This is a genomic window from Streptomyces sp. NPDC091292 (genome assembly GCF_044757265.1).
Classification (GTDB): domain Bacteria; phylum Actinomycetota; class Actinomycetes; order Streptomycetales; family Streptomycetaceae; genus Streptomyces.
The window spans coordinates 503,896-525,133 of record NZ_JBIVUQ010000003.1 but is presented as its reverse complement, the minus strand read 5'-3'; the positions used below and the strand labels follow the sequence as shown (position 1 = coordinate 525,133).

The 21,238-nt window shown below is 69.3% G+C and carries 21 protein-coding genes and 4 pseudogenes; 10 read left to right on the top strand and 15 right to left on the bottom strand.

Annotated features, from left to right (window positions below; genetic code table 11):
- Positions 1 to 378: 378 nt before the first annotated feature.
- From ACIQNU_RS13705 to ACIQNU_RS13695, 3 genes are all read left to right on the top strand, one after another.
- Entirely contained in the window at positions 379 to 1,344 is a 966-nt protein-coding gene (locus tag ACIQNU_RS13705) for an ABC transporter substrate-binding protein (RefSeq protein ID WP_401365450.1), read from the top strand.
- An 86-nt stretch (positions 1,345 to 1,430) separates the two neighbouring features.
- Complete coding sequence (locus ACIQNU_RS13700; protein WP_401365449.1) at positions 1,431 to 2,375, top strand: amino acid ABC transporter permease; 945 nt, start codon at positions 1,431 to 1,433, stop codon at positions 2,373 to 2,375.
- Positions 2,372 to 3,133, top strand: coding sequence for an amino acid ABC transporter ATP-binding protein (locus ACIQNU_RS13695; RefSeq protein WP_401365448.1), 762 nt, complete (start codon positions 2,372 to 2,374; stop codon positions 3,131 to 3,133). Before ACIQNU_RS13700 ends, ACIQNU_RS13695 begins: the two co-directional genes overlap by 4 nt.
- A gap of 86 nt (positions 3,134 to 3,219) precedes the next feature.
- Here the strand turns inward: ACIQNU_RS13695 and ACIQNU_RS13690 are convergent, their stop codons facing one another.
- A complete protein-coding gene (locus ACIQNU_RS13690; RefSeq protein ID WP_401365446.1) occupies positions 3,220 to 4,017 on the bottom strand; it encodes a class I SAM-dependent methyltransferase in 798 nt (265 codons plus the stop codon).
- 134 nt (positions 4,018 to 4,151) lie between these two features.
- Here ACIQNU_RS13690 and ACIQNU_RS13685 point away from each other — a divergent pair, with 134 nt between their 5' ends.
- The gene (locus ACIQNU_RS13685; RefSeq protein WP_401365444.1) at positions 4,152 to 4,808 is read left to right on the top strand and encodes a CGNR zinc finger domain-containing protein; all 657 of its coding nucleotides are present in this window, start codon (positions 4,152 to 4,154) and stop codon (positions 4,806 to 4,808) included.
- Positions 4,809 to 4,852: 44 nt separating this feature from the next.
- Here the strand turns inward: ACIQNU_RS13685 and sodX are convergent.
- Positions 4,853 to 5,143 (bottom strand): annotated as a pseudogene (gene sodX, locus ACIQNU_RS13680) (nickel-type superoxide dismutase maturation protease); the annotation flags it as partial.
- A gap of 142 nt (positions 5,144 to 5,285) precedes the next feature.
- Between sodX and sodN the strand changes: the two are divergent.
- On the top strand, positions 5,286 to 5,681 hold the full coding sequence (gene sodN, locus ACIQNU_RS13675; RefSeq protein WP_151785818.1) for a superoxide dismutase, Ni: 396 nt from the start codon (positions 5,286 to 5,288) through the stop codon (positions 5,679 to 5,681).
- A gap of 7 nt (positions 5,682 to 5,688) precedes the next feature.
- On the opposite strand, the pseudogene ACIQNU_RS13670 reads toward sodN, so the two are convergent.
- The 5 genes and pseudogenes from ACIQNU_RS13670 to ACIQNU_RS13650 form a co-directional block, all read right to left on the bottom strand.
- A pseudogene (locus ACIQNU_RS13670) lies at positions 5,689 to 6,108 on the bottom strand (tyrosine-type recombinase/integrase); the annotation flags it as partial.
- Positions 6,109 to 6,120: 12 nt separating this feature from the next.
- Complete coding sequence (locus ACIQNU_RS13665; protein ID WP_401365441.1) at positions 6,121 to 6,747, bottom strand: HAD domain-containing protein; 627 nt, start codon at positions 6,745 to 6,747, stop codon at positions 6,121 to 6,123.
- Between the two features lie 27 nt (positions 6,748 to 6,774).
- Complete coding sequence (locus ACIQNU_RS13660; protein WP_401365439.1) at positions 6,775 to 7,467, bottom strand: class I SAM-dependent methyltransferase; 693 nt, start codon at positions 7,465 to 7,467, stop codon at positions 6,775 to 6,777.
- Between the two features lies 1 nt (position 7,468).
- The gene (locus ACIQNU_RS13655) at positions 7,469 to 8,380 is read right to left on the bottom strand and encodes an aminoglycoside phosphotransferase family protein (protein WP_401365438.1); all 912 of its coding nucleotides are present in this window, start codon (positions 8,378 to 8,380) and stop codon (positions 7,469 to 7,471) included.
- An 82-nt stretch (positions 8,381 to 8,462) separates the two neighbouring features.
- Positions 8,463 to 9,212 (bottom strand): hypothetical protein, encoded by a 750-nt coding sequence (locus ACIQNU_RS13650; protein WP_401365436.1) that lies wholly within the window; start codon positions 9,210 to 9,212, stop codon positions 8,463 to 8,465.
- A gap of 212 nt (positions 9,213 to 9,424) precedes the next feature.
- Here ACIQNU_RS13650 and ACIQNU_RS13645 point away from each other — a divergent pair.
- The 3 genes and pseudogenes from ACIQNU_RS13645 to ACIQNU_RS13635 all read left to right on the top strand — a co-directional run bounded on the left by ACIQNU_RS13645 (position 9,425) and on the right by ACIQNU_RS13635 (position 12,061).
- Positions 9,425 to 10,794, top strand: a pseudogene (locus ACIQNU_RS13645) (tetratricopeptide repeat protein).
- 1 nt (position 10,795) lies between these two features.
- On the top strand, positions 10,796 to 11,326 hold the full coding sequence (locus ACIQNU_RS13640) for an NUDIX domain-containing protein (protein ID WP_401365434.1): 531 nt from the start codon (positions 10,796 to 10,798) through the stop codon (positions 11,324 to 11,326).
- 108 nt (positions 11,327 to 11,434) lie between these two features.
- On the top strand, positions 11,435 to 12,061 hold the full coding sequence (locus ACIQNU_RS13635) for a hypothetical protein (protein ID WP_401365433.1): 627 nt from the start codon (positions 11,435 to 11,437) through the stop codon (positions 12,059 to 12,061).
- A gap of 241 nt (positions 12,062 to 12,302) precedes the next feature.
- On the opposite strand, the gene ACIQNU_RS13630 is transcribed toward ACIQNU_RS13635, so the two are convergent.
- The 3 genes and pseudogenes from ACIQNU_RS13630 to ACIQNU_RS13620 all read right to left on the bottom strand — a co-directional run bounded on the left by ACIQNU_RS13630 (position 12,303) and on the right by ACIQNU_RS13620 (position 15,102).
- A complete protein-coding gene (locus tag ACIQNU_RS13630; RefSeq protein ID WP_401365648.1) occupies positions 12,303 to 13,586 on the bottom strand; it encodes a M16 family metallopeptidase in 1,284 nt (427 codons plus the stop codon).
- 333 nt (positions 13,587 to 13,919) lie between these two features.
- Positions 13,920 to 14,693, bottom strand: a pseudogene (locus ACIQNU_RS13625) (caspase domain-containing protein); the annotation flags it as partial.
- A 4-nt stretch (positions 14,694 to 14,697) separates the two neighbouring features.
- On the bottom strand, positions 14,698 to 15,102 hold the full coding sequence (locus ACIQNU_RS13620) for a hypothetical protein (protein WP_401365432.1): 405 nt from the start codon (positions 15,100 to 15,102) through the stop codon (positions 14,698 to 14,700).
- 86 nt (positions 15,103 to 15,188) lie between these two features.
- Here ACIQNU_RS13620 and ACIQNU_RS13615 point away from each other — a divergent pair, with 86 nt between their 5' ends.
- Positions 15,189 to 15,551: a DUF4180 domain-containing protein gene (locus ACIQNU_RS13615; RefSeq protein WP_401365430.1), complete on the top strand. Its 363-nt coding sequence runs from the start codon at positions 15,189 to 15,191 to the stop codon at positions 15,549 to 15,551.
- On the opposite strand, the gene ACIQNU_RS13610 is transcribed toward ACIQNU_RS13615, so the two are convergent.
- From ACIQNU_RS13610 to ACIQNU_RS13590, 5 genes are all read right to left on the bottom strand, one after another.
- Positions 15,511 to 16,386, bottom strand: a complete 876-nt coding sequence (locus ACIQNU_RS13610; protein WP_401365428.1) for an ATP-grasp domain-containing protein — start codon at positions 16,384 to 16,386, stop codon at positions 15,511 to 15,513. The genes ACIQNU_RS13615 and ACIQNU_RS13610 overlap by 41 nt on opposite strands.
- A gap of 34 nt (positions 16,387 to 16,420) precedes the next feature.
- Complete coding sequence (locus ACIQNU_RS13605) at positions 16,421 to 17,005, bottom strand: dihydrofolate reductase family protein (RefSeq protein WP_401365426.1); 585 nt, start codon at positions 17,003 to 17,005, stop codon at positions 16,421 to 16,423.
- Between the two features lie 86 nt (positions 17,006 to 17,091).
- Positions 17,092 to 17,709, bottom strand: a complete 618-nt coding sequence (locus ACIQNU_RS13600; RefSeq protein ID WP_401365424.1) for a GNAT family N-acetyltransferase — start codon at positions 17,707 to 17,709, stop codon at positions 17,092 to 17,094.
- A 261-nt stretch (positions 17,710 to 17,970) separates the two neighbouring features.
- Positions 17,971 to 19,143, bottom strand: a complete 1,173-nt coding sequence (locus ACIQNU_RS13595) for a family 2 encapsulin nanocompartment cargo protein polyprenyl transferase (protein ID WP_401365646.1) — start codon at positions 19,141 to 19,143, stop codon at positions 17,971 to 17,973.
- Positions 19,134 to 20,540 carry a family 2B encapsulin nanocompartment shell protein gene (locus ACIQNU_RS13590; protein ID WP_401365422.1) on the bottom strand — a complete coding sequence of 469 codons (1,407 nt, stop codon included), beginning with the start codon at positions 20,538 to 20,540 and terminating at the stop codon, positions 19,134 to 19,136. The genes ACIQNU_RS13595 and ACIQNU_RS13590 overlap by 10 nt, the downstream gene beginning before the upstream one ends.
- Positions 20,541 to 20,825: 285 nt before the next feature.
- On the opposite strand from ACIQNU_RS13590, the gene ACIQNU_RS13585 reads away from it, so the two are divergent.
- On the top strand, positions 20,826 to 21,059 hold the full coding sequence (locus ACIQNU_RS13585; RefSeq protein ID WP_401365420.1) for a hypothetical protein: 234 nt from the start codon (positions 20,826 to 20,828) through the stop codon (positions 21,057 to 21,059).
- The last annotated feature ends 179 nt before the right edge of the window (positions 21,060 to 21,238 follow it).

Here is a 21,238-nt window from a genome sequence, read left to right as displayed (position 1 = left end):
GGTGTGAGGAACCTTCTTACCGGACGGACGGCTCCGCGGACGAGTCCGTATCGCCTCGGTGACATGACTCATAGCCGAATATCTGGACAAGTCACGGACAAATCCATGGAACGCCCGGCGTATACGACTTAAAGCGCCCGCATCCTGAGACTCACCGTAGATCTTCCGGCACGCGGCGCCTCACCCCGCAGAAGATCCGGCCCAGAGGGGTCGGCGTGTCGAGGTCCGGGGATCACCCGTTATCCGATTTTGACATAGAAGCCCCACTGATTGCGTCCGTCCGAATGGCAAGATGCCGTAATCACACGTGGTCGCGACACCCGATGGTGTGTGCCCGCCGACCACCGGCATTTCCCTTACCCGCCGGAGGAACCCACCATGACCGCACGCTCCACCCGACGCTCGTTCGCCGCGAAGTCCGCGCAGTCCCGGCTCGCCGCGATCGGCGCCGTCGCGGTCGCCGGCTCCCTGCTGCTGGCCGGCTGTGGTGACCAGACGAAGAAGGACACCGGCAGCGGTGATTCCAGTTCCTCGGGTGCCCCGCTCGCGAGCAAGCTGCCCGCGGACATCCGCGACAAGGGCACGATCAAGGTCGGTTCGGACATCGCGTACGCACCGGTCGAATTCAAGGACAAGTCCGGCAAGACCGTGGGCATCGACCCCGATATCGCGGACGCCATGGGCAAGCAGCTCGGCGTCACCTTCGAGTTCGAGAACGGCACCTTCGACACCCTGATCACCGGCCTGCGTTCGAAGCGCTACGACATCGCGATGTCGGCGATGACGGACACCAAGAACCGCCAGGACGGTGTCGACCCCGATACCGGCAAGAAGGTCGGCGAGGGCGTCGACTTCGTCGACTACTTCAACGCGGGCGTCTCGATCTACACGCAGAAGGGCAAGACCCAGAACATCAAGACCTGGGACGACCTCTGCGGCAAGAAGATCGTGGTGCAGCGCGGCACGGTCTCCGACGACCTCGCCAAGGCGCAGGCGAAGAAGTGTCCGGCGGGCAAGAAGCTGTCCATCGAGGCGTTCGACAACGACCAGCAGGCCCAGACCCGGCTGCGCTCCGGCGGCGCGGACGCCGGTTCGTCGGACTTCCCGGTCGCCGCGTACGCGGTGCAGACCTCGGGCGGCGGCAACGACTTCGAGATCGTCGGCGAGCAGGTCGAGGCCGCGCCGTACGGGATCGCGGTCGCCAAGGGCAACACCGAGCTGCGGGACGCCCTGAAGGCCGCGCTCGACGCGATCATCAAGGACGGCACGTACGGCAAGATCATCACCAAGTGGGGCGTCGACGCGGGCGCCGTGACGTCGGCGACGGTCAACGGCGGCAAGTGATCCGCAGACACCCGGTACGGCCCGTCCGCCCCGCGCGGCGGACGGGCCCCGGACTTCGACTTCACAGCCGTTGAAAGGCAACACCCGTGTCCGTTGACATCGAGAAGACGGCCGGCGGCCCGCAGGACACCCCGCCGTCCGCACGACCGGAGGCCATCAAGGCCGTGCCGGTCCGGCACTACGGGCGGTATCTCGCCGCGCTGATCGCGATCGCGGTCCTGGTCGCCATCGTCTACGCCTTCGCCCAGGGCAAGATCAACTGGGGTGCGATCCCCGACTACTTCTTCGACGACCGCATCCTCAAGGGCGTCGGGTACACCCTCCTGCTGACGGTCATCTCCATGGCGATCGGCATCCTGGGCGGTGTGCTGCTCGCCGTGATGCGGCTGTCGCGCAACCCGGTCACGTCGTCCATCGCGTGGTTCTACATCTGGTTCTTCCGGGGTACGCCGGTCCTGGTCCAGCTCTTCGTCTGGTTCAACCTCGGCCTGGTCTTCGAGTACATCAACCTCGGCCCGATCTACAAGGACTACTGGTCCTCGTTCATGACGCCGTTCCTGACGGCGCTGCTCGGTCTCGGCCTGAACGAGGCCGCGTACATGGCGGAGATCTGCCGCGCCGGTCTGCTCTCGGTCGACGAGGGCCAGACCGAGGCGTCCCACGCGCTCGGCATGAGCCACCAGAAGACGCTGCGCCGCATCGTCATCCCGCAGGCCATGCGCGTGATCGTGCCCCCGACGGGCAACGAGGTCATCAACATGCTGAAGACGACCTCGCTGGTGTCGGCGGTGCAGTTCGCGGAACTCTTCAGATACGCCCAGGACATCGGACAGACATCGGGCGCACCCGTGGAGATGTACTTCCTGGCCGCCGCCTGGTACCTGATCATGACGTCGGTCCTGAGCGTGGGCCAGTACTACATCGAGCGGTACTACGCGCGTGGCTCCAGCCGCCAACTGCCGCCCACGCCCTGGCAGAAGGTCCTAAGGAACGTGCTCTCCCTGTCGAGCCGCAAGGGGGCCACGGCATGACCGCGATGGTGAAGTCCGAGGGCGTCCACAAGTCCTTCGGTCCGGTCGAGGTCCTCAAGGGCATCGACCTGGAGGTCCAGCAGGGCGAGGTGTTCTGCCTGATCGGCCCGTCCGGCTCCGGCAAGTCGACGTTCCTGCGCTGCATCAACCACCTGGAGAAGATCAACGCCGGGCGGCTGTACGTGGACGGGGAGCTGGTCGGCTACCGGCAGAAGGGCGACAAGCTGTACGAGCTGAAGGACAGCGAGGTTGCGTTCAAGCGCCGGGACATCGGCATGGTGTTCCAGCGGTTCAACCTGTTCCCGCATCTGACGGCCGTCGAGAACGTGATGGAGGCGCCGGTCCAGGTCAAGGGCGTCAGCCGGGCGGCGGCGCGCGAGCGGGCGGCGCAGCTCCTCGACCGGGTGGGCCTCGCCGACAAGGCGGGCAGCTACCCCTCGCAGCTCTCCGGCGGGCAGCAGCAGCGGGTGGCGATCGCCCGCGCGCTGGCGATGGACCCGAAGCTGATGCTCTTCGACGAGCCGACGTCGGCCCTGGACCCGGAGCTGGTCGGTGACGTCCTGGACGTCATGCGGGACCTCGCCGAGTCCGGTATGACGATGATCGTCGTCACCCATGAGATGGGTTTCGCGCGGGAGGTCGGTGACTCGCTGGTCTTCATGGACGGCGGTGTGGTCGTCGAATCCGGCCATCCTCGCGAGGTCCTGACGAACCCTCAGCACGAGCGGACGCAGTCCTTCCTGTCGAAGGTGCTGTAGGGCGGGGCGCGGGGTCCGGGACACGCCGGATGCACGCGGTGGGGCGGTACGGAAGATTCCGTACCGCCCCACCGGCCTGCTGGGGGTCACTTCAGGGCCAGGACCAGCGCGTCCGACGGGGAGCGCCAGACCGGGCGGGCCTCGGCGAAGCCGTGCTCGCGCAGGACGCCGGCGTGCCAGTCGGCCGAGGGGGTGTCGCCGTCGGCGTGCTCGCCGTAGATCTCGAAGCGGCGGGCCGTGGGCGCGGCGAGTACCGGGTCCTGGGCGGCCAGCTCCCACCATTCGGCCCAGTCGAGCGCGCCGGCCGCCTTGGCCCGATCCATCTGGAGGTGCCGGTGCGCGCGCTCGGCGGCATTGATCCGGGGCGTCGACTCGTCGATCATGTGATCGGCGTTCATGAAGACCCCGCCGTCCCGGACCACGGTGGCGATCCGCCCGTACAGCGCGGCGAGCGGTTCCCGGTGCAGCCAGTGGAGGGCGGTGGCGGTGAGGACGGCGTCGTACGTGGGATACGGCAGCCGGTCCGTCCAGTCCGGGTCCTTGAGGTCGACGGTCACGAAGGAGACACGGTCATCCCCCGCGAAGGTGCCCTCGGCGATGGTCAGCAGCGCCGGGTCGAGGTCGACGCCGGTACTGACGGCGTCCGGGAACCGCCGCAGAAGGCGGTCCGTGATGCTTCCCGTACCGCAGGCGAGATCCAGTACGCGGGGTGCGGGGCCCACGGTCGCCTCGACCATGTCCAGCATGACCCGGAACCGCTCCTCGCGGTCGGGCATGTACCACTCCTGCTGCCGGTCCCAGCTCTCCTGCCAGGCCCGCCAGTCGCTGCCTCCGTCGGCGCCAACGGCTTGCGCCGCCCCCGCCATCTCCGCCATGTCCGTCATCGACACTCCTCACCGCCGCCGTGGGACCCGCTCGCCGGGCCGCTCCCCGTACTACGCTTGGTAATACCCTGGCCGCACAGGCGGCCATTACTCACTGTTCGCACGACGATAGACCGCCCCGGTAAGGACTACAAGTGGAACTGGCCTATTACTCGGACTACGCCGTACGTCTGGTCAACAGCGAGGAGCCGGGGCGGGGCAAGGACGCGCTGACGTCGGTCGACGCGGTACGTGGCCTGTTCGGCGCCAACCAGTCGGCGGCGCGGCGCACCACCGACGCCGACGTGACCCGCTTCCGCTCGGTGCGGGGACGGCTGCGGTCGGTCTTCGAGGCGGCCGACGGCGGCGACGAGACGCTCGCCGTGGACCTCCTCAACTCACTCCTCCTGGAGTTCCCGGTCAGCCCGCAGATCTCGGGGCACGACCACCGGGACGACGACGGGCGCCCGCTGTGGCACATGCACCTGGCGGACCACCCGTCGAACGCGACCGCGGGGTACGCCGCCATCGCCGCGATGGGGCTCGCCTTCCACCTCACCGAGTACGGCGTGGACCGGCTCGGCCTGTGCGAGGCAGCGCCGTGCCGCAACGCCTATCTCGACACCTCGACCAACCGGTCGCGGCGGTACTGCTCGGACCGCTGTGCGACCCGCGCCAATGTGGCCGCCTACCGCGCGCGCAAGCGCCTGGAGGCCGACCGGGCGGACCGCGACGACCGGGGTGACCGGGCGGGGAGCAAGGGCCGGACGGCCGACACCGCCCAGGTGACGACGCCGGCCCAGGGCCGCTGATCCGGCTCCCGGCGGCGCGGCCGGTAGCGGCCCAGGACCCGGCCGAGTACGAACTCCTCGGGCACGGAGCCGTACACCGTGCTGTCCGCGCCCGCGCCCGGATTGTCGGCGAGCACCCACCAGCCGCCGTCCCTGCGCTCCACCGCACGCTTGACGATGAGCAGATTCTGCTGAAGCGGATGACGCAGGACGACCACGTCTCCGGGCTTCACCCGGGCGCCGTATCGCACGAGTACCCGGTCTCCCTGGTACAGCGTGGGCACCATGGACGGCCCCTCCACCTCAGCGATCCCGAACAGCGCGCGGACCTCCTGGTCTTCCGCTGTTTCCGGCATCAGCCACCTCCCGGTCCGTTCCTCCACCAGTCCCAGTCTCACCCTGGACTTTTGTCCTAAGCCCATGGGGGCACTCGCGAAAACCCGCCTCTCACGGAGTAATGTCCCACCTGAGAAGACGATCACGAGGAAGGACAGCTCCATGCTCTCCCGCCTGTTTGCCCCCAAGGTCAAGGTCAGCGCGCACTGCGACCTGCCCTGCGGTGTCTACGACCCGGCCCAGGCCCGCATCGAGGCGGAGTCGGTGAAGGCCGTGCAGGAAAAGATGGCCGCCAATGACGACCCGCACTTCCAGGCCCGCGCCACGGTGATCAAGGAACAGCGCGCCGAACTGGCCAAGCACCATGTCTCGGTGCTCTGGAGCGACTACTTCAAGCCCCCGCACTTCGAGAAGTACCCGGAGCTGCACCAGCTGGTCAACGACACCCTCAAGGCCCTCTCGGCCGCAAAGGCGTCCACAGACCCGGCAACGGGCCAGAAGGCCCTGGACCACATCGCCCAGATCGACAAGATCTTCTGGGAGACGAAGAAGGCTTGATCTATGGCTAGGCCGTCTGACCTGCGGTTACGCGGGTTGTATCGCCTACCGGTCCGCACCCGGTCCGCAGGCCGCCGAGAACGGCGTCCCTGACGGTCCGGGTGCGGTCTTCTTCGCCCGGCCACAAGTGGGCGTAGATCCGCAGTGTGATGACGGCGGAGGCGTGGCCGAGGACCAGCTGAACCTGCTTGACGCTCGCTCCGCCGGCGATGAGCGCGGAGGCGTAGAAGTGCCGCAGGTCGTGGGTCACCATGTACGGCAGCTCGACGGGCTTGCGGCCCTCGCGCTCGGCTGCCTCGTTCTCCGCCGCCTGGAGCGCCCTGCGAGCGCGGTTCCACTCCGTCTTCCAGCGGCGGTAGTTGAGCGGCTCGCGCTCCTCCATCGTGAACAGCCACTCCTTGGAGGGGCGTGCGGCGAGATGCGTGACGGCATCGATAGATCAAGCAGTTGGCTGTCTGCCGGTGCTGACGTCCTGCTCTGTGATCGCGTCAGGCTGCTTCGGTCCGGACGCAGGAGAGGGATCGCTGGCTCGCAGGTCGGAAAGCCGACCAACCCATCCCATGACCTCAGCCAGGTGCTCGGTCAACAACCCGACGTGGGGATGGGGCTGGATCAGGAGAGTCGCCACTCCACGCGCCCTCCGCTCTGCTGCCCAGGCGTGGTCGAGGGCGGTGAAGTCATCGTCGACCCAAGCAACGGGTGTGTCGCCCAACCAGACATCGACATGGTCTCGTTTCCAGAGATAGCCGTTGGGGTGGCTGGTCGTGATCTGCGGACGTGGGAGATCGACGTAGGGCAGAGGCGGGAGACCTAGGAGCGGTCCGATCAGCGTGGTGGCGTCCTGGCGCCAGCTGGTGCACCAGACGGGGGTGGCCAGGCCGGTTCGGATCACGTGCACGAGCAGGGGGCCGTGTGCGGGGTTGAGCCAGATGGTGACCGGGTTGTCGGCGCTGCGGCCGGCAGGAACGACATCGTGGCGGTCGTGGGTGGCCGGGGTGGTCCCATCGGCGGCGGGGAAGGGTATGAGGACGCCGTCGACGTCGAGAAGCAAATAGGGCTGGCGCATGGGTTCTCCCTGTGGGTGGGGTGGGGGTCAGAGCTTGCGCGCGGTGATCAGCAGGGTGGTGGGCCAGAGGCAGCGACGGGCGTCGTGGAACTCCTGTGCCGAGGTAAGCCAGAGGTCGGCGCGGTCGAGGTGTTTCTCCCAGCGGATGACGTCGAAGTCCCAGCGGGCGATGGGCAGTCGGGTGCGGTCAGGGAGGGTGACGTAGTCCCGGCGGGGCCGGTCGTCGGTGGTGGGGCGCAGGCCGCCGCGCTGGGGGTGGGGGACGGAGAAGGCGAGGGTGCGCCCGGGTTTGAGGTGCTGGGCGATGGCCGGGAGCAGAAGCTCGGGGGCTAGCAGGCCGATGGCTCCGAAGACGGAGTAGATGGCGTCGAAGTGTTCGTCGGAGGCTTGCAGGTAGTGCAGAGCGTGGCCGGCGACGAAGGTCAGGTTGTTCAGCCGGCCGTAGTGCGAGCGGGCTCGGCGGACCTGAAGACCGACCAGGTCGACGCCGGTGACCTGAGCGCCGTAGCGGGTGGCGAGATGGGCGGCGTTGTGGCCGGGGCCGCAGCCGAGTTCCAGCAGCCGCTTGCGGCGCAGGTCCGTGCCGAGGATCTCGGCTCCGGGCCCGCTGCCGGGCCGCGTGGTCCATTCCATCCGCGCGGGTACCGACAGCGGCTCGGCGGGGCTGGCCGTGGTGCGCTGAAGGGCGTGGACGTGCCAGGGGGATGCCTGGGCGAGCACGTCAGACCTCCAGGAGGTGGAGGACGTCGGTGAGATGGCGGCGTACGGCTTTGATGTAGGCGGGGTCGGTGGCCGGGTCGTTGATCCAGCGGACGGACTGCTCCATGAACCACTCGACGGCCCACACGCGATGCCAGCCCAGAGCCCAGTTCTCGGCGGTCAGTCCACCGCGCCGGGTGAGGACATCGGGGGTGCCGCCGGCGGTGACGTACTGCTCCAGGAAGACCCGCAGGCGTACGGGGTCGGGGGTTTCGAGGGTGCCGTGCCAGCTGGCGAGGTCGAGCAGGCCGGGGCCAGTGAAGGCGCGGGCAAAGTCCAGCAGCCGCCAACCGTGTTGGCCGATGTGAAGGCTGGTGGGGTGGAACTCGGAGTGCACCCAGCCGAACGGGGCCACGGTCGTACCGGCCGAGCGCGCCTCGGCGGCCTGGGCGATCCGGTCGAGCGCGTCCTCGATGTCGTCCGCGTCCTGCCAGCGCTCGGCCTTGCGGAGCAGCGCGAGGTGTTCCAGGGCCCGGTTCGGCAGCGTGCGGAGGCGGGCCTGATCGAGGATCGGCAAGGCGGGAGCCGTCCGCGTACCGTGCAGGACCACGGCCGCGGTGGTGCCGTCGAGGTCGTCGGCGTCGCGGACGGCGGGGCCGAGGTCTTCCATGAGCATGCTGAGCCAGCCGTCCAGCACGGCGGAGGCGTGGACCTGTGGGACGGGGACGCCGAGCGTGTGCGCCAGACGGAGGGCCTGGTCCTCTCTGTCGAAGGGCCGCTTCGCGTACTTGAAGATCGCGGTGGTGGCGTCGGGAAAGGTCAGGCGCTCGACACCGGACATGGACCACACGCGCACTTCCTCGCGCACGGCGGTGGTCCGGCCGGCCATGGTGAGCAGGTTGTCGAGGAGTTCGGCGCTTGGGTTCACGGTCACGTGGGGGCTCCAGAGAGGTTGAAGGCATCCGGGGCGGGCGAGAGGTGCCGGCCCTCCCCGGAGCCTGGCGTGCGGTGTGGTGCTACGCGGCAGGGCTCACGCGGTGGGCATAGACCCGCTCGATCCAGCCGGACTTCAAGGCCGCGAGGTCGTCGCGGAAGGTGGTCATCGAGGCACCGTAGGGTGCGATGACGCCGCCGGACTGGTCCGGCACGGACTGGCAGCCGTGCACGAGCCGGCCGCCGAGGGCGGCGTGGGCCTTGATGGACTCGATGCGGCGGTGCTCGTTGAACCAGCCGCCGTGGTACACCCCGTCGAGCATGCCGCCCATCTCGTCGTCCAGGTCGAAGACGACGGAGGTGGCGGCGGGGAAGAACCAGCACGGGCCGACGTTGGAGATGTGCCCGTCCAGCTCCACCTTGTTGAGCGCCATGAGCGTGGCCGCCTCGCGCAGCATGCGCAGGTGGTCGGCGGTGATCTGCGCCAGGCCGAGGCCAGCGAGGTGCTCGTCGCGGAACAGGTAGGCGTACACCTCGTAGGCGGTGGCGAGCACGCGGGCGGCGTCCGAGGTGGACTCGGCGCGGGTCTTGATGAAGTCCAGCGCCAGCTGCTCGACCGCACTCTCGGTGGTCTCCTCCACGCCCAAGAGCTGGGACTTGACCAGCTCCCAGTCGGCGACGAGCCAGGTGTTGGACTCGAAGCGGAAGAAGTACTCGGCCGGGTCGATGGTGAGGCGCCGGCCGTCGACGTGGATGCCGGGCAGGCGGCTCCAGCGCTCGTCGAACGCCTCGGGCAGTACGACCGTGATGGCCGCGGTGTCGATGGTGGTCACCGTGTCTCCGTCTCTGATCGGCCGGGCGCAGGCATAGGAATGCCCGAACCCGGTGTAGGCGTACGGAACTTCGGGGGCCGCCCGGCAGAAGGGGGAGCCTGGTCACGGTGTCGGACCGGGACTGGGCGGCTGATGTTTAGTGAACCCTCCGTCACGCACAGTGGGTACGGTGAGAGGCAGTTGAAGCGGTATACGCGGTTTACAGCTCCTGAGTGGAGGCGATCGTGGCAGCAGCGCCGAGGGGTCCCAACTCCCGTCTGCGTGACGTCATCGAGGCGATCGGCTGCACGTACGAGGCGCTGGCGAAGGACATCCGGCGTATCGCGGCCGAGAACGGCGAGATCCTCCAGACCAACAAGTCGGCCGTCTCGCACTGGGCGAACGGCACACGCCGGCCGACCGGACGGACCGGGCAGTACCTCGCTGAGGCGCTGTCCCGACGAGCAGGCCGCACCATCACCTTGGGCGAGATCGGCCTTCGCGCACCGGAAGCAGCGGTGGCTGAGGAGCCCGATCCGGTTCTGGCTGCCACCGATCTGGGCCGTGCCGACGTCGAGCACCGCCGTTTCCTCGCCGTGGCGGCCTTCACTACGGCCGGCGTGGCTATGCCACTCTTCTACGATCACGAGGCCACCGCCCGCATGTTGCGGGCCCGCACCGGCAGCGCGCTGGTCGGAATGGAGGACGCGGAGGTCGTACGGCAGATCACCGCAGCCTTCAGTGCGGCTGACGAACGCCTCGGCGGCGGCCATGGCCTGACCACGGTCACCGCCTACCTCGCCGACACCGCCGCTCCCATGCTTCGCGGTCGATTCCCGAACGAAGCCCTACGGCAGGCGGCCTTCGGCGCGGTCGCTGAACTCGCCTACCTCGCCGGGTGGAAGCACCACGACCTCGGCCAGGAAGGCGCCGCGCAGCGCTACTACCAGGTCGGCTACCAACTCGCCTGCGAAGCCGACCCGCGCGGCCACGCCTCCTGGATGATGCGCGCCCTCGCCCATCAGTCCCTCAGCCTCAAACAGCCCCACCACTGCGTCGACCTGGTCGAAGGAGCCCTCACTCGCGGCCTGGGCCACGTCGACGGCCAGACCGAAGCCCTGCTCCACATCACCCACGCCGCGCCTACGCCGCCGTAGGCGCGAAGCCCGCAGCGGCCCGCGCCCTGCTGGCCGCCGAAAACGCCCTCCTGCGCGACGACGGCCTCCAGCCCAGCTACTCCCGCGTCAGCGGCCCGGCCGCCGGCACCGTCGCCAGCCACACCGCCCGCACCCTGACCGACCTCGCCGATCACGTCGGCACCGAGCAACAACACCGCGACGCTCTGGTGCGCTGGGACCCAGTGAAGTACAAGCGCGTCCACGCCCTCACTTACGCCGACCTCGGCGACAGCCTCGCAGCTCAGGCCCGCGCCGACGAAGCCATCGCCGCCTGGACGCAAACCCTGGTCCTCATGGAAGGCATGACCTCCGACCGCACGCGCAAGGCGATCACCTCGATCCGCTCAACCCTCGCGGTCTACCAGCGCCGCAAAGTGCCCGGCGCCGCCGATCTCGCCCGTCGCGCCCGCGAGGCCCTCGCCTAACATGCCCAACAACCCGCCCGACGAAGGGAACACCGTGGCCCAGCAGACCGACGACCAGCCGAAGGCCCTCAAGCCTGCGCTCGAATCCATGACCCTGCTGGTCGCCGCCGTCATCGTCCACGACACGGCTACCAACCGCGTCGTCCTCCTCCAGCGCAGCGAGAACGCCAAGTTCGCCCAGGGCCTGTGGGACCTCCCCGTCGGCAAGAGCGAACCGGGCGAGCCCATCACGGAGACGGCGGTCCGCGAGCTGTACGAAGAGACCGGCCTGACGGTGAAGCCGGAAGCCCTCAAGGTCGCCCACATCATCCACGGCGCCTGGGGCGTCGAAGCCCCCAACGGCTTCCTCACGGTCGTGTTCGCCGCCCACGACTGGACCGGCGAACCCCAGAATCGCGAGCCGCGCAAGCACTCCCAGGTCCGCTGGGCCGACGCCGACGCCATCCCCGAGGAGTTTGTGGAGACCACCTACAGCGCACTCCACCGGTATCTCGCGGGAGGCCCACAGGTCTCCTTCGATGGCTGGACATAAGAGATGTCGACTGCGACCGACCACGGTGCCCGGAATGGAAACCAGTCGCCCACCGCATGAGCAAGGAAGGAAATCTCAACTCGCTCAAATGAGAGGCCGACATTGTCCGTGAACGAAGACGTCATCAAGGCAGGTGTGGCGAGAGATGCCGACTATGTTGGCCGATTGTTTCGCGACTTGCAGGCAGGGGACGCTGCCGGTATATCGTGGATCATATCTCTATGCATGACTCCGTATCTTTCAATAGTGCTTCACGAAGCAAGAAGGAAGCCTCAGGCAGTCAGTCCTGCGGTGTTTGACGGATTCTCTGCGGAAGCCAAGGAAGTCTGTGCTCGGGCTAGGCATAGCCTGAAGCTCTTCGAAGATACACAGCGGCACATCGAGGGCCAGTTGCTATTGGTCACCTTGTATCAAGTATTGCTGAGCCTAAAAATTCTCAAAGAGGACTCCCGTTATCCACTGTCACCTTCATCTAACGCGGCACTGGAGACCATTCTCAATAAAGATGCCGCGGGTGTCATCACGGATGGTGCGGTGCGAGAGTTCCGGAACACCTTGATGCACTACAACTTGCTGAGCGGGGCTGATACCGCGAAGGTAGATTTGGAGCAGCCGGTCTTTGGCCTAGTGCCTCAGTACTTCCCTTCCTACGACTTCGGTGAGCTAAGCGAGTTGGTCGATATCAGTGTTCGCGAAACGGCCTACTCCCTGAATGACTGGGCGACCGGCGTGTAGTCAACGTCGTGCAGAGCAGGAAGCCGGGCAGTAAAAGGCCAGGCTCCGAAAGTCGGATAACCGTCGGTGCTTGGCGGCCACCATCCCCGCAGGTCACCGACCCACCCATTACCAGGAGACCAAGAAGCGTGACCCCGACCGGGTGCCCTGGCCGGACCAACCCCGGCCCACCTCGCCCGCCAGCCCGCATCCGCCCCCGTACCTCGCGGGTAGGTGCGGGCTTTTCCTCTTAGGTGTCAGGTCACTCGTCCCCATACGGCTCGTACGTGAGGAGTGCTCTGTTGGCCCGGGTCAGGAAGCGGGTTGCCGTTGTGCGGACTTCCTCGGGGGTGATGTCGAGGACGTTGGCGAGGGCGCCCTTCGTCAGTTGGGCGTCGTCGAAGAGGACGGCGTAGCGGCAGAGTTCGTCGGCGCGGCCGGCGACCGTGCCCAGGCGGTCCAGCCATTCGCGTTCCAGTTGCGCCTGGGCGCGGTCCATCTCCGCGGGGGTGGGGCCCTCGGTGGCGAAGCGGGTCAGTTCCTCGTCGACGGCGGCCTCGATGGCGTCCAGGGTCTCGGCGCCCGCGTGGCCGGCGGCCTTGATGTCCAGCCAGCCGAGCGACGGCGCGCCGACGAGCCGCAGCAGACCGAAGGAGGCGGTGACGGCGAGGCGTTCGCGGCGCACGAGGCGGTTGTGGAGGCGGCTGGACTCACCGCCGCCGAGGACGGTGAGCGCCAGGTCCGCCGCGTCCGCCGCGCGGGTGCCGTCGTGCGGCAGCAGATACGCGGCCGTCAGGGCGCGGGCCGGCACGTCGTCGACCAGGTGCTCGCGCTGCTCCCCGGTCATCATCCGCCCGGCCGGTTCGCCGGGGCGCCGTACGGGCCGCTCCCCGCTCGCCGGGATGGAGCCGAAGTACTTCTCCACCCAGGCGAGTGTCTGTTCGGGGTCGATGTCCCCGACCACGGAGAGCACGGCGTTGTCGGGCGTGTAGTAGGTACGGAAGAACGCACGCGCCTCTTCCAGCGTGACCGCGTCCCGGTCGGCGTTCGAACCGATGGGCGTGTGGTGGTACGGGCTGCCCTCCGGGTAGGCCATCTCGACCAGCCGCTCGAACGCGTTGCCGTAGGGGACGTTGTCGTACCGCTGTCTGCGTTCGTTCCGCACGATGTCGCGTGCCCAGTCCAGGGTCTGTTCGTCCATGGTGTCGAGCAGCGAGCCCATGCGGTCGGCCTCCAGCCAGAGGACCAGCTCGACCTGGTGGGCGGGGACGGTCTGGAAGTAGTTGGCGCGCTCGAAGCTGGTGGTGCCGTTGAGCGAGCCGCCGGCGTTCTGCACCAGCTCGAAGTGGCCGTTCCCCTTGACCTGGCGGGAGCCCTGGTACATCAGCATGCAGAAGAGGTGCGCCAGGCCGGTGCGGCCCTCGGGGTCGTGCTGGGAGCCCGCGTCGTACCAGACGTTCACGGCGGCGACCGGCGTGTTGTGGTCCTCCGAGAGCACCACGCGCAGGCCGTTGGCGAGACGGTGCTCGGTGATGTCGATGCCCAGGACCGTGGAGACCGGGGACCGCTCGGCGACGTCCTTGCGCAGCTCCACGACGGCCTGCTCACGCGCGGCGTGGGCGGCGTCCTGAGCGGCCGTGGCGCCTTCCAGCTCGCTCTCGGCGGTACGGAGCTGCTCGGCGCCCGATCCGCTCCGGGCCCGGCCGACCTGCTCCCGCAGCAGTTGGACCTCGCGGTTCCGCTCGTCGGCCTCCGCCCGCAGGGCGAGTTCCCTGGCCTCGATCTCGGCGACCCGCCGCCGCAGCCGGGCCAGCTCCTCCTCGGGGTCGAGGATCGTGTCCTGCGGCGCCGCATTGCGGGCGAACACGAAGTCGCGGGCCGCGTCGACGCTGCGCTCCTGCGGGACGGGCCGCCCGTCGCGTACGAGGTCGTCGTGCAGCCGGGTGAAGAGCGGATGCAGCCTCAGCCCGGCCGGCTGACCCGGAATCCCGGCCTCCACCAGGTCCGCGAGGTACTTCGTGAAGTACGTCTGCGGTGCGGTCAGGTGGTCGGCGGTCTCGTACCAGGCGGTGGTGTCGGCGCTGCTGGCGGTCATCGTGTACGCGCCGGTCCGCGACGCCCGTTCCAGGACGTCCGCGGCCGATCCGGCGAGGGTGTGCTCGCGGTGGGTGGCGAGGCCGGAGAAGCAGCAGTCCAGCATCACCACTTTGGTGGCGGCGGCGCAGTGCACGAGGGACCGGCGTACGGCGGTGAACGGCAGGCTGGTGGTCGCACGGCGGTGCGGTTCGGTACGGGAGCCGACCAGGCCCAGGCACAACTGGTCCTCGTCGTCGATCTGACCGTGCCCGACGTAGTAGAACAGCGCCACGTCGGTGGTGTCCTCGAACAGGTCGAGCAGCCGGTCGGGCAGGTCGCCGGGGCCCGGCTCGTTGGGCACCACGGTCACCCGCTGGGGCGGCCAGCCGCAGCGCGGGCCGGTGAGCAGCCGGTACATACGGTGCAGGCTGTGTTCCGCGGCGCGCACCGCGGGGAGGTGGTCGTAGGCCCAGGTGCCGATCAGTACGGCCCGGGACCGCGCGTAGTCGTGCAGCGGCCGGTCGGCCGGGCGATCGGTGGGGGGACCGGTGGGGGGATCTGTGGGGCGATCGGCCATGCCGTCAGTCATCGAGGAGCCGCTCCAGGATCGGCATGACCTCCTCGACATTGCGGGCGTCCACGGTCAGCTTCTTGCCGCCCACCTCGACGGTGACGGACACATCGCTGCGCTTCGCCCGCAGATACTGCGGCAGGATCTTGATCGCGGCGACCACTCCGGTACTCGCCGCCAGCACGCTCAGCACATCGAACGCGCCCTGCTCCCCGGGGCCCGGCGTACCGGGAGTCCGCCGGATCTCCCCCTCCGGAACCCCGGCCAGTACCAGCCACTTCCGCAGCGAGCCCAGCTCGCCCCCCGGATGAACCGCCAGCTCCACGCCCCGCGCGCCTTCGGTGCCCATGATGCCCCCGCATCCCCTACCGATACCGATACCGGTGCCGGTGCCGGCACCAGGTATCGCAGTCAAGTCGATCAGCGTACAGGAGGAGTACGGCGGCGGTACGGGGGTAATTAGCGGGTTTCGCAGGTGAGTTGAGGTTAGCCTCGGGTCCCATGAGCAGCTTGCGGACGGTCCATGACGTGCCGGTTCTGATGTGCCCTGCCGACGGTGAGCCTATCGGCGGTGAGCGGGACGCACTGGATCTCATCGGTGACGCCGGGTATCAGGGGGCGCGGTGGGTCGCCGTTCCCGTCGAACGGTTCGACCCGGCGTTCTTCCAACTGCGTACGCGGATCGCCGGCGACATCATCCAGAAGTTCGCCAACTACCGGTTGGGGCTCGCGATCATCGGCGACATCTCCTCGCACACGGAGGCCAGTTCGGCGCTGCGTGACTTCGTGCGTGAGTGCAATCGGGGGCAGCAGATGTGGTTCCTCACGGATGAGGACGAGTTGGCGGAACGGTTGAAGGGCTGACGAACGGCAGGTCGCGGTCCGGTACGTCCTCGCGGGGGCCCGCCGCGCGCAGGACCGCGTCCAGGGCCCGGTCCGGCTCGGCGGCGTAACAGGTGCTGAACCACGCCATGTTCGCCTCCACGACCGCCCAGTTGTCGCCGGTGCCGTGGTCCGGCGTCGACAGGAGCCCTATGTCGACGACGACGGCGCCGGGCAGCGTGGCGCCCTGGTCGGCGAGGAGTCGGTCCGCGAACTCCAGGGCGGCGGCCCGGTGCCGGTGCCCGTCGAGCGGCACCGCGTCCAGGTGGCCGAAGGTCGCGTACTGCGAGCCGGTCCGGACCTCCCCGTCCACGACGAACAACCGGAACTCCGCCGCCCAGCCGACCACTTCACTGACCTGCACGGGGAGGCGGGGCGGGAGGTCGGGCGGGAGGCCAGGGGGGAGGCCGGGTGAGGGGTCGCGAGGGAGACCGGCGGCTCCCCCACCCCCGTAGACCCCCGCCGGAAAGCTCTTGTCGCTCGGCGGTTTGATGAAGGCCGGGCCGGTGAGCGCGCGGGCCGTGGCCACGTCCGTGGTGACGACGCGGCGGCCCGTGTACCGCGTCGGCAGCGCGGAGAGCCAGGTGTCGGACGGTTCCAGGAGCGCGATCCCGAGGTCCCCGACGACTCCGGACGCGAACCCGGGTCCCCCGTAGTAGTGCCCGCCGCGCCGCCCCCGCAGCTCCCCCGCTCCGCCGCGCGCGGGCAGCACCTCGACCTCCAGGCCCCGCCGTCGCGCCGCCGCCGACAGCAGGTCCCGGGTCGGGGTGTACTGCGGGGCAACGGCCAGGAACGCTCGTCTGTTCGGTGCGGTCACGCGCGCCGACGATACCGGCCGGACCCCGACCCCCTCACCTGGTCCGGTTGTACGTCCGTACCAGCACCCCGTTGCCGAACGTCCGTGCCGAGTCGAGGGTGAACGCGTCGGCCGACAGCGGTGAGGCGAACATCGGCATGCCCGAACCGAGGATCATCGGATACGTCTTGAGGACGAGTGCGTCGACCTCGCCGACCAGTTCGCCCGCGATCTCCGAGCCGCCGCACAGCCAGATGTCGAACTCACCGTCCTCCGCCTTGAGTTCACGGACCTTGCCGACCAGGTCGTCCGAGACGATCTCGACATTCGGGTCGGGCGACTTCTCCAGGGTGCGCGAGGCGACGTACTCGCGCAGATGCCCGTACGGGCTGGTGATGTCGCGGGCCAGGGCCAGGTCATAGCTGCGGCGACCCTGGACGACGGTGTCGAAGCGGCGGTGCCTCAGGTCCTGGAGGCCGAGCATCCGGCGGCCCTCGGCGGAGATCGTCTCCGGGTACTCCCCCTTGAGGAACTCCAGGAACTCCTCGTCCACGAACGGCATGAACATCTCCGCGTCTCCGTCGGGACCCCCGATGAACCCGTCGATCGACACCGCCACGAAATAGGTCAACTTACGCAAACCGGTTCCCTTCATGAACCCGACGCCCTCACTCGGACACGTACCACTGCATTTATAGTGGTACAGGTGCAGTGGTTACAAGGGAATCAGCGGCGTCCCGGCCGCGGGTCCCGCCACATCGGCCACATGTGCGGCCCGTCCGGCAGGTCCACGGTCCGGCCCATGAAACGGAAGCCGAGCTTCTCGTACAGCGACCGGCTGCGCTCATTGCTCGCCTCCAGATACGCGGCCACCCCGTCCCGGTCGCACCGGTCGAGCACCGGCCGCATCAGCGCGCTGCCCAATCCGTCGCCCTGCCGGTCCGGGTGGACCGCGATGAGCAGCAGATACTCGTGCGCGGCGCCCTCCGGGTGGATCTCGCCGGTCAACCGGGCCACGAGTTCGACGCGTTCGTTGTCCGGGTCGACCGCCTCCCGCAGCTGCACCGCCTCGTCGGCATCGGCGCCCTCCGCACCGGCCTCCCCTCCGGAGTCCGGTACCGACAGCCACAGCGCCACCGCGTCGCCGTCCTCCGTGAGGTCGACCCGCCCCTCGGTCAGCGCGACATGGAGGAACGCCCCCATCAGGGCCCGGTGTGTCGTGCGCCGGTACTCCGGGTCCGGGAAGACCCAACTGCTCACCGGGTCGTCCTGGAACGTCACGTCCAGGAGCCTGGTCACGGCCTCCCGGTCGCTCTCCCCCGCCGTCCGGATCGCCACGTCCATGCCGCCCACCCCTCGGTACCCGGACCTCGACCCTGCCGCCTCGGCCCCGCGGCGGCCGAGCCTAGGGCCTGTCGTCACCTTCCCGCCCCGAGCCGCGCACGCCGAGTGGGCGGGACGGCTGGTTGCCGCCCCGCCCACTCACCCCCCGACACCGGGGCCCGAAGCCAGTCCCCCCGACTCCGAATCCGGCGCCCACGCACCGGAGTCCGTCCCTCCGGAACCCGCACGCCCCGGAGTCCGGACCCCCGGAACTCGTACCCCCTAGTTCGTGCGGCGCGTCACGAACTCCGCGAGGGCGAGGAGCCCGCCCGCCGCCTCCGGATCCGGGACCGCGCGGGACAGTTGGTGCAAGGCGCGCGCCATCCGGTCGGCGGCGTGGAGCTGGGCCCAGTCCCGGCCGCCGGCCGCCTCCACGGCCTGCACGGTGCGTTCGAGATCGGCCTCGTCCGCCGGCGCCTCGTACAGCGCGGCGAGTTCGGCCGCCGCCGGGGTGCCCGAGGCCAGCGCGGCGACCACGGGCAGGGACTTCTTACGGGCCAGCAGATCGGCCCCCGCCGGCTTGCCGGTGCGGCGCGGGTCCCCCCAGATGCCGATCACGTCGTCGATGAGCTGGAACGCGAGCCCCGCCTCCCGGCCGAACGCGTCCAGCGCTTCCACCTCCTCCTCTCCCGAGCCCGCGTACAGCGCGCCCAGGGCACAGGCGCAGCCGAGCAGCGCCCCTGTCTTCGCCTCGGCCATGGCGAGGCTGTCGTCGAGCGTCACCTCGTACGGACTGCGACGCTCCATGGCGGTGTCGGCCTGTTGTCCCGCGCACAGTTCGATCACGCAGGAGGCCAGCCGGGCAGCCGCCGCAGGGGCGGCCGGGTGCGGGTCCTCGGCCAGCAGGCGGTACGCGAGTGCCTGGAGCGCGTCCCCAGCGAGGATGGCGTCCGCGTCACCGAACACGGACCACGCGGTGGGGCGGTGCCTGCGGGTGGCGTCGCGGTCCATCACGTCGTCGTGCAGCAGGGTGAAGTTGTGGGTCAACTCCACGGCCGCGGCGGCCCGTACGGCCGTCGCGGGCTGCCCGCCGAGCGCGCGGACCGCGGTGAGGACGAGCGCGGGCCGGATCGCCTTGCCCGCGTTGCCCGTGGCCGGGGTGCCGTCGGCGTGCTCCCAGCCGAAGTGGTAGCGCGCGATGCGGCGTAGCGGGCCCGGCATGCTCCCCACGGCCCGCCGCAGCTCCGGATCCACACCGGTCCTGGCCCCCTCCAGGATCGCCATGGCCTCGGCGTTACCCACGTCCGCCCCGGCGCCGGGATCCGCGCCCGCCCCGATTCCGGCACCCGCATCCGCATCCGCCCGGGACGGCTTCCGCTCGATGGGATCGCGCCTTTCGGTCGGCGTCCGCGGGGCCACCACGCCCGGCCCCGCGTCCGTGTAGGTCACTGCCAGCGGCCGATCTCAACGTTCTCCAGGACGCCCAGCGCGTCGGGCACGAGGACGGCGGCCGAGTAGTACGTCGACACGAGGTACGAGATGATCGCCTGCTCGCTGATGCCCATGAAGCGGACGGACAGGCTCGGCTCGATCTCGTCCGGGATGCCCGTCTGCTGGAGGCCGATGACGCCCTGCTCGTCCTCGCCCGTACGCATGCAGATGATCGACGTCGTACGGGCGTCGGAGATCGGGATCTTGTTGCTCGGGAAGATCGGCACCCCGCGCCAGGTCGGGATGCGGCTGCCCGCGACCTCGACGCTCTCCGGGACCAGACCCCGCTTGTTGCACTCGCGGCCGAACGCGGCGATCGCCTTCGGGTGGGCCAGGAAGAGTTTGGATCCCCGGCGACGGCTGAGGAGTTCGTCCAGGTCGTCGGGGGTCGGCGCGCCGTCGTGCGGCTGGATCCGCTGCTCGTACTCGCAGTTGTTGAGCAGGCCGAACTCCCGGTTGTTGATCAGCTCGTGCTCCTGGCGCTCCTTCAGCGCCTCGACGGTGAGCCGCAACTGGTGCTCGGTCTGGTTCATCGGCTGGTTGTAGAGGTCGGCCACGCGCGTGTGGATGCGCAGGACCGTCTGGGCGACGCTCAGTTCGTACTCGCGCGGCGCCGCCTCGTAGTCCACGAAGGTGCCCGGCAGGACCGCCTCACCGACATGGCCCGCCGAGAGGTCGATCTCCTTCTCGCCGTACTTGTTCGCGCGCTGCGCCGGCACCGAGAGGAGCTGCTGGAGGTGGTCACGGAGCGATTCGCTGCGCTCGGCGACCTCCTCCAGGTCCTGCCGGGGCAGGGCCAGCACGGTGCACGCGGTGGCCGCGCGCGCGGTGTACTCCCAGATCGCGTCCGGGTCGATGAGGGCCTGCTCACCGAAGTACGCGCCGTCGGCGAGTACGCCCAGGACGGCGTCGTCGCCGTACGGCCCGGTGCCGATCTTCTCGACCCTGCCGTGCGCCAGCAGGAGCACCTCGTCGGACGGGCTGCCGAACGAGGTGATCACATCCCCCGCCGCATACTCCCGCTGGACGCAGCGCTCGGCGAGCCGGCCCAGCACCTCCTGGTCCCCGAAGTCGCGCAGCACGGGCAGTTCGCCCAGCTCCGCGGGGATGACGCGCACGTCGTCACCGGTCTTCACGAACGTCACCCGGCCGTCGCCTACGGAGTAGCTCAGCCTCCGGTTCACTCGGTATGTGCCGCCCTGGACATTCACCCAGGGCAGCATCCGCAGCAGCCAGCGCGAGCTGATCTCCTGCATCTGCGGTGCCGACTTGGTGGTGGTGGCCAGATTCCGCGCGGCCGACGTGGCAAGACTCTGCTGAGGCTTCGACTGCTCTGTGCGGATCTCTTCGCCTACCGACATGACTTTTGCCCTCCCGATGGTGCAGCTGACCTGCGAGCAGAAGCCTTTCAGCACGGACCGTGCGGCTGCCATTACACAAACGAGGGGGAATGGAAGCCCCCGGACGGGGCAGAGTGACGATTTCTTTCGGCGCGGCGTACGGATTCCGTTCGAGGGAACTCCATGATCTGTCCGTCCGTTCACCGGGTACGCGCATCCGCCGTACACCCCGTCACCCAGTCGCGAATGCCCGGCAGTCGCGGCGGCAGCGAAACCGAACTCGCACCATCGACAGGAGTCGTTCCCATGGCAGGTTTTCTGGACCGCGCGAAGGAGCAGGCCCAGCGGGGCCTCACGCAGGGCAAGCAGAAGCTCGACGACGTGCAGGCGCAGCGCGCGGGCGGCGATCTGCTGAAGAAGCTGGGCGCCGCGTACTACGCGGAGCGGCGGGGCAGCGGTTCGCCGGACGCCACCGCGCAGGCGCTCCAGGCCCTGGAGAGCCACATCGCGACGCACGGCGACGGCTTCCTGCGCGGCTGACCCACTCCTCCGCGTCCTCCGCGCGCGGCTGACCCGCCCCTCCGGCCGCCTTCGCTGACCGGATCAGCTCGCACGCCTGCCCGAACACGGCCTGAACACGTGTCGCGGGCACGGGCGTTGCGGTATGAGAGCGGAAGGAGGCGGTCCGCATCCGGCGGCCGTCGCGCTCCGCGAAGGAG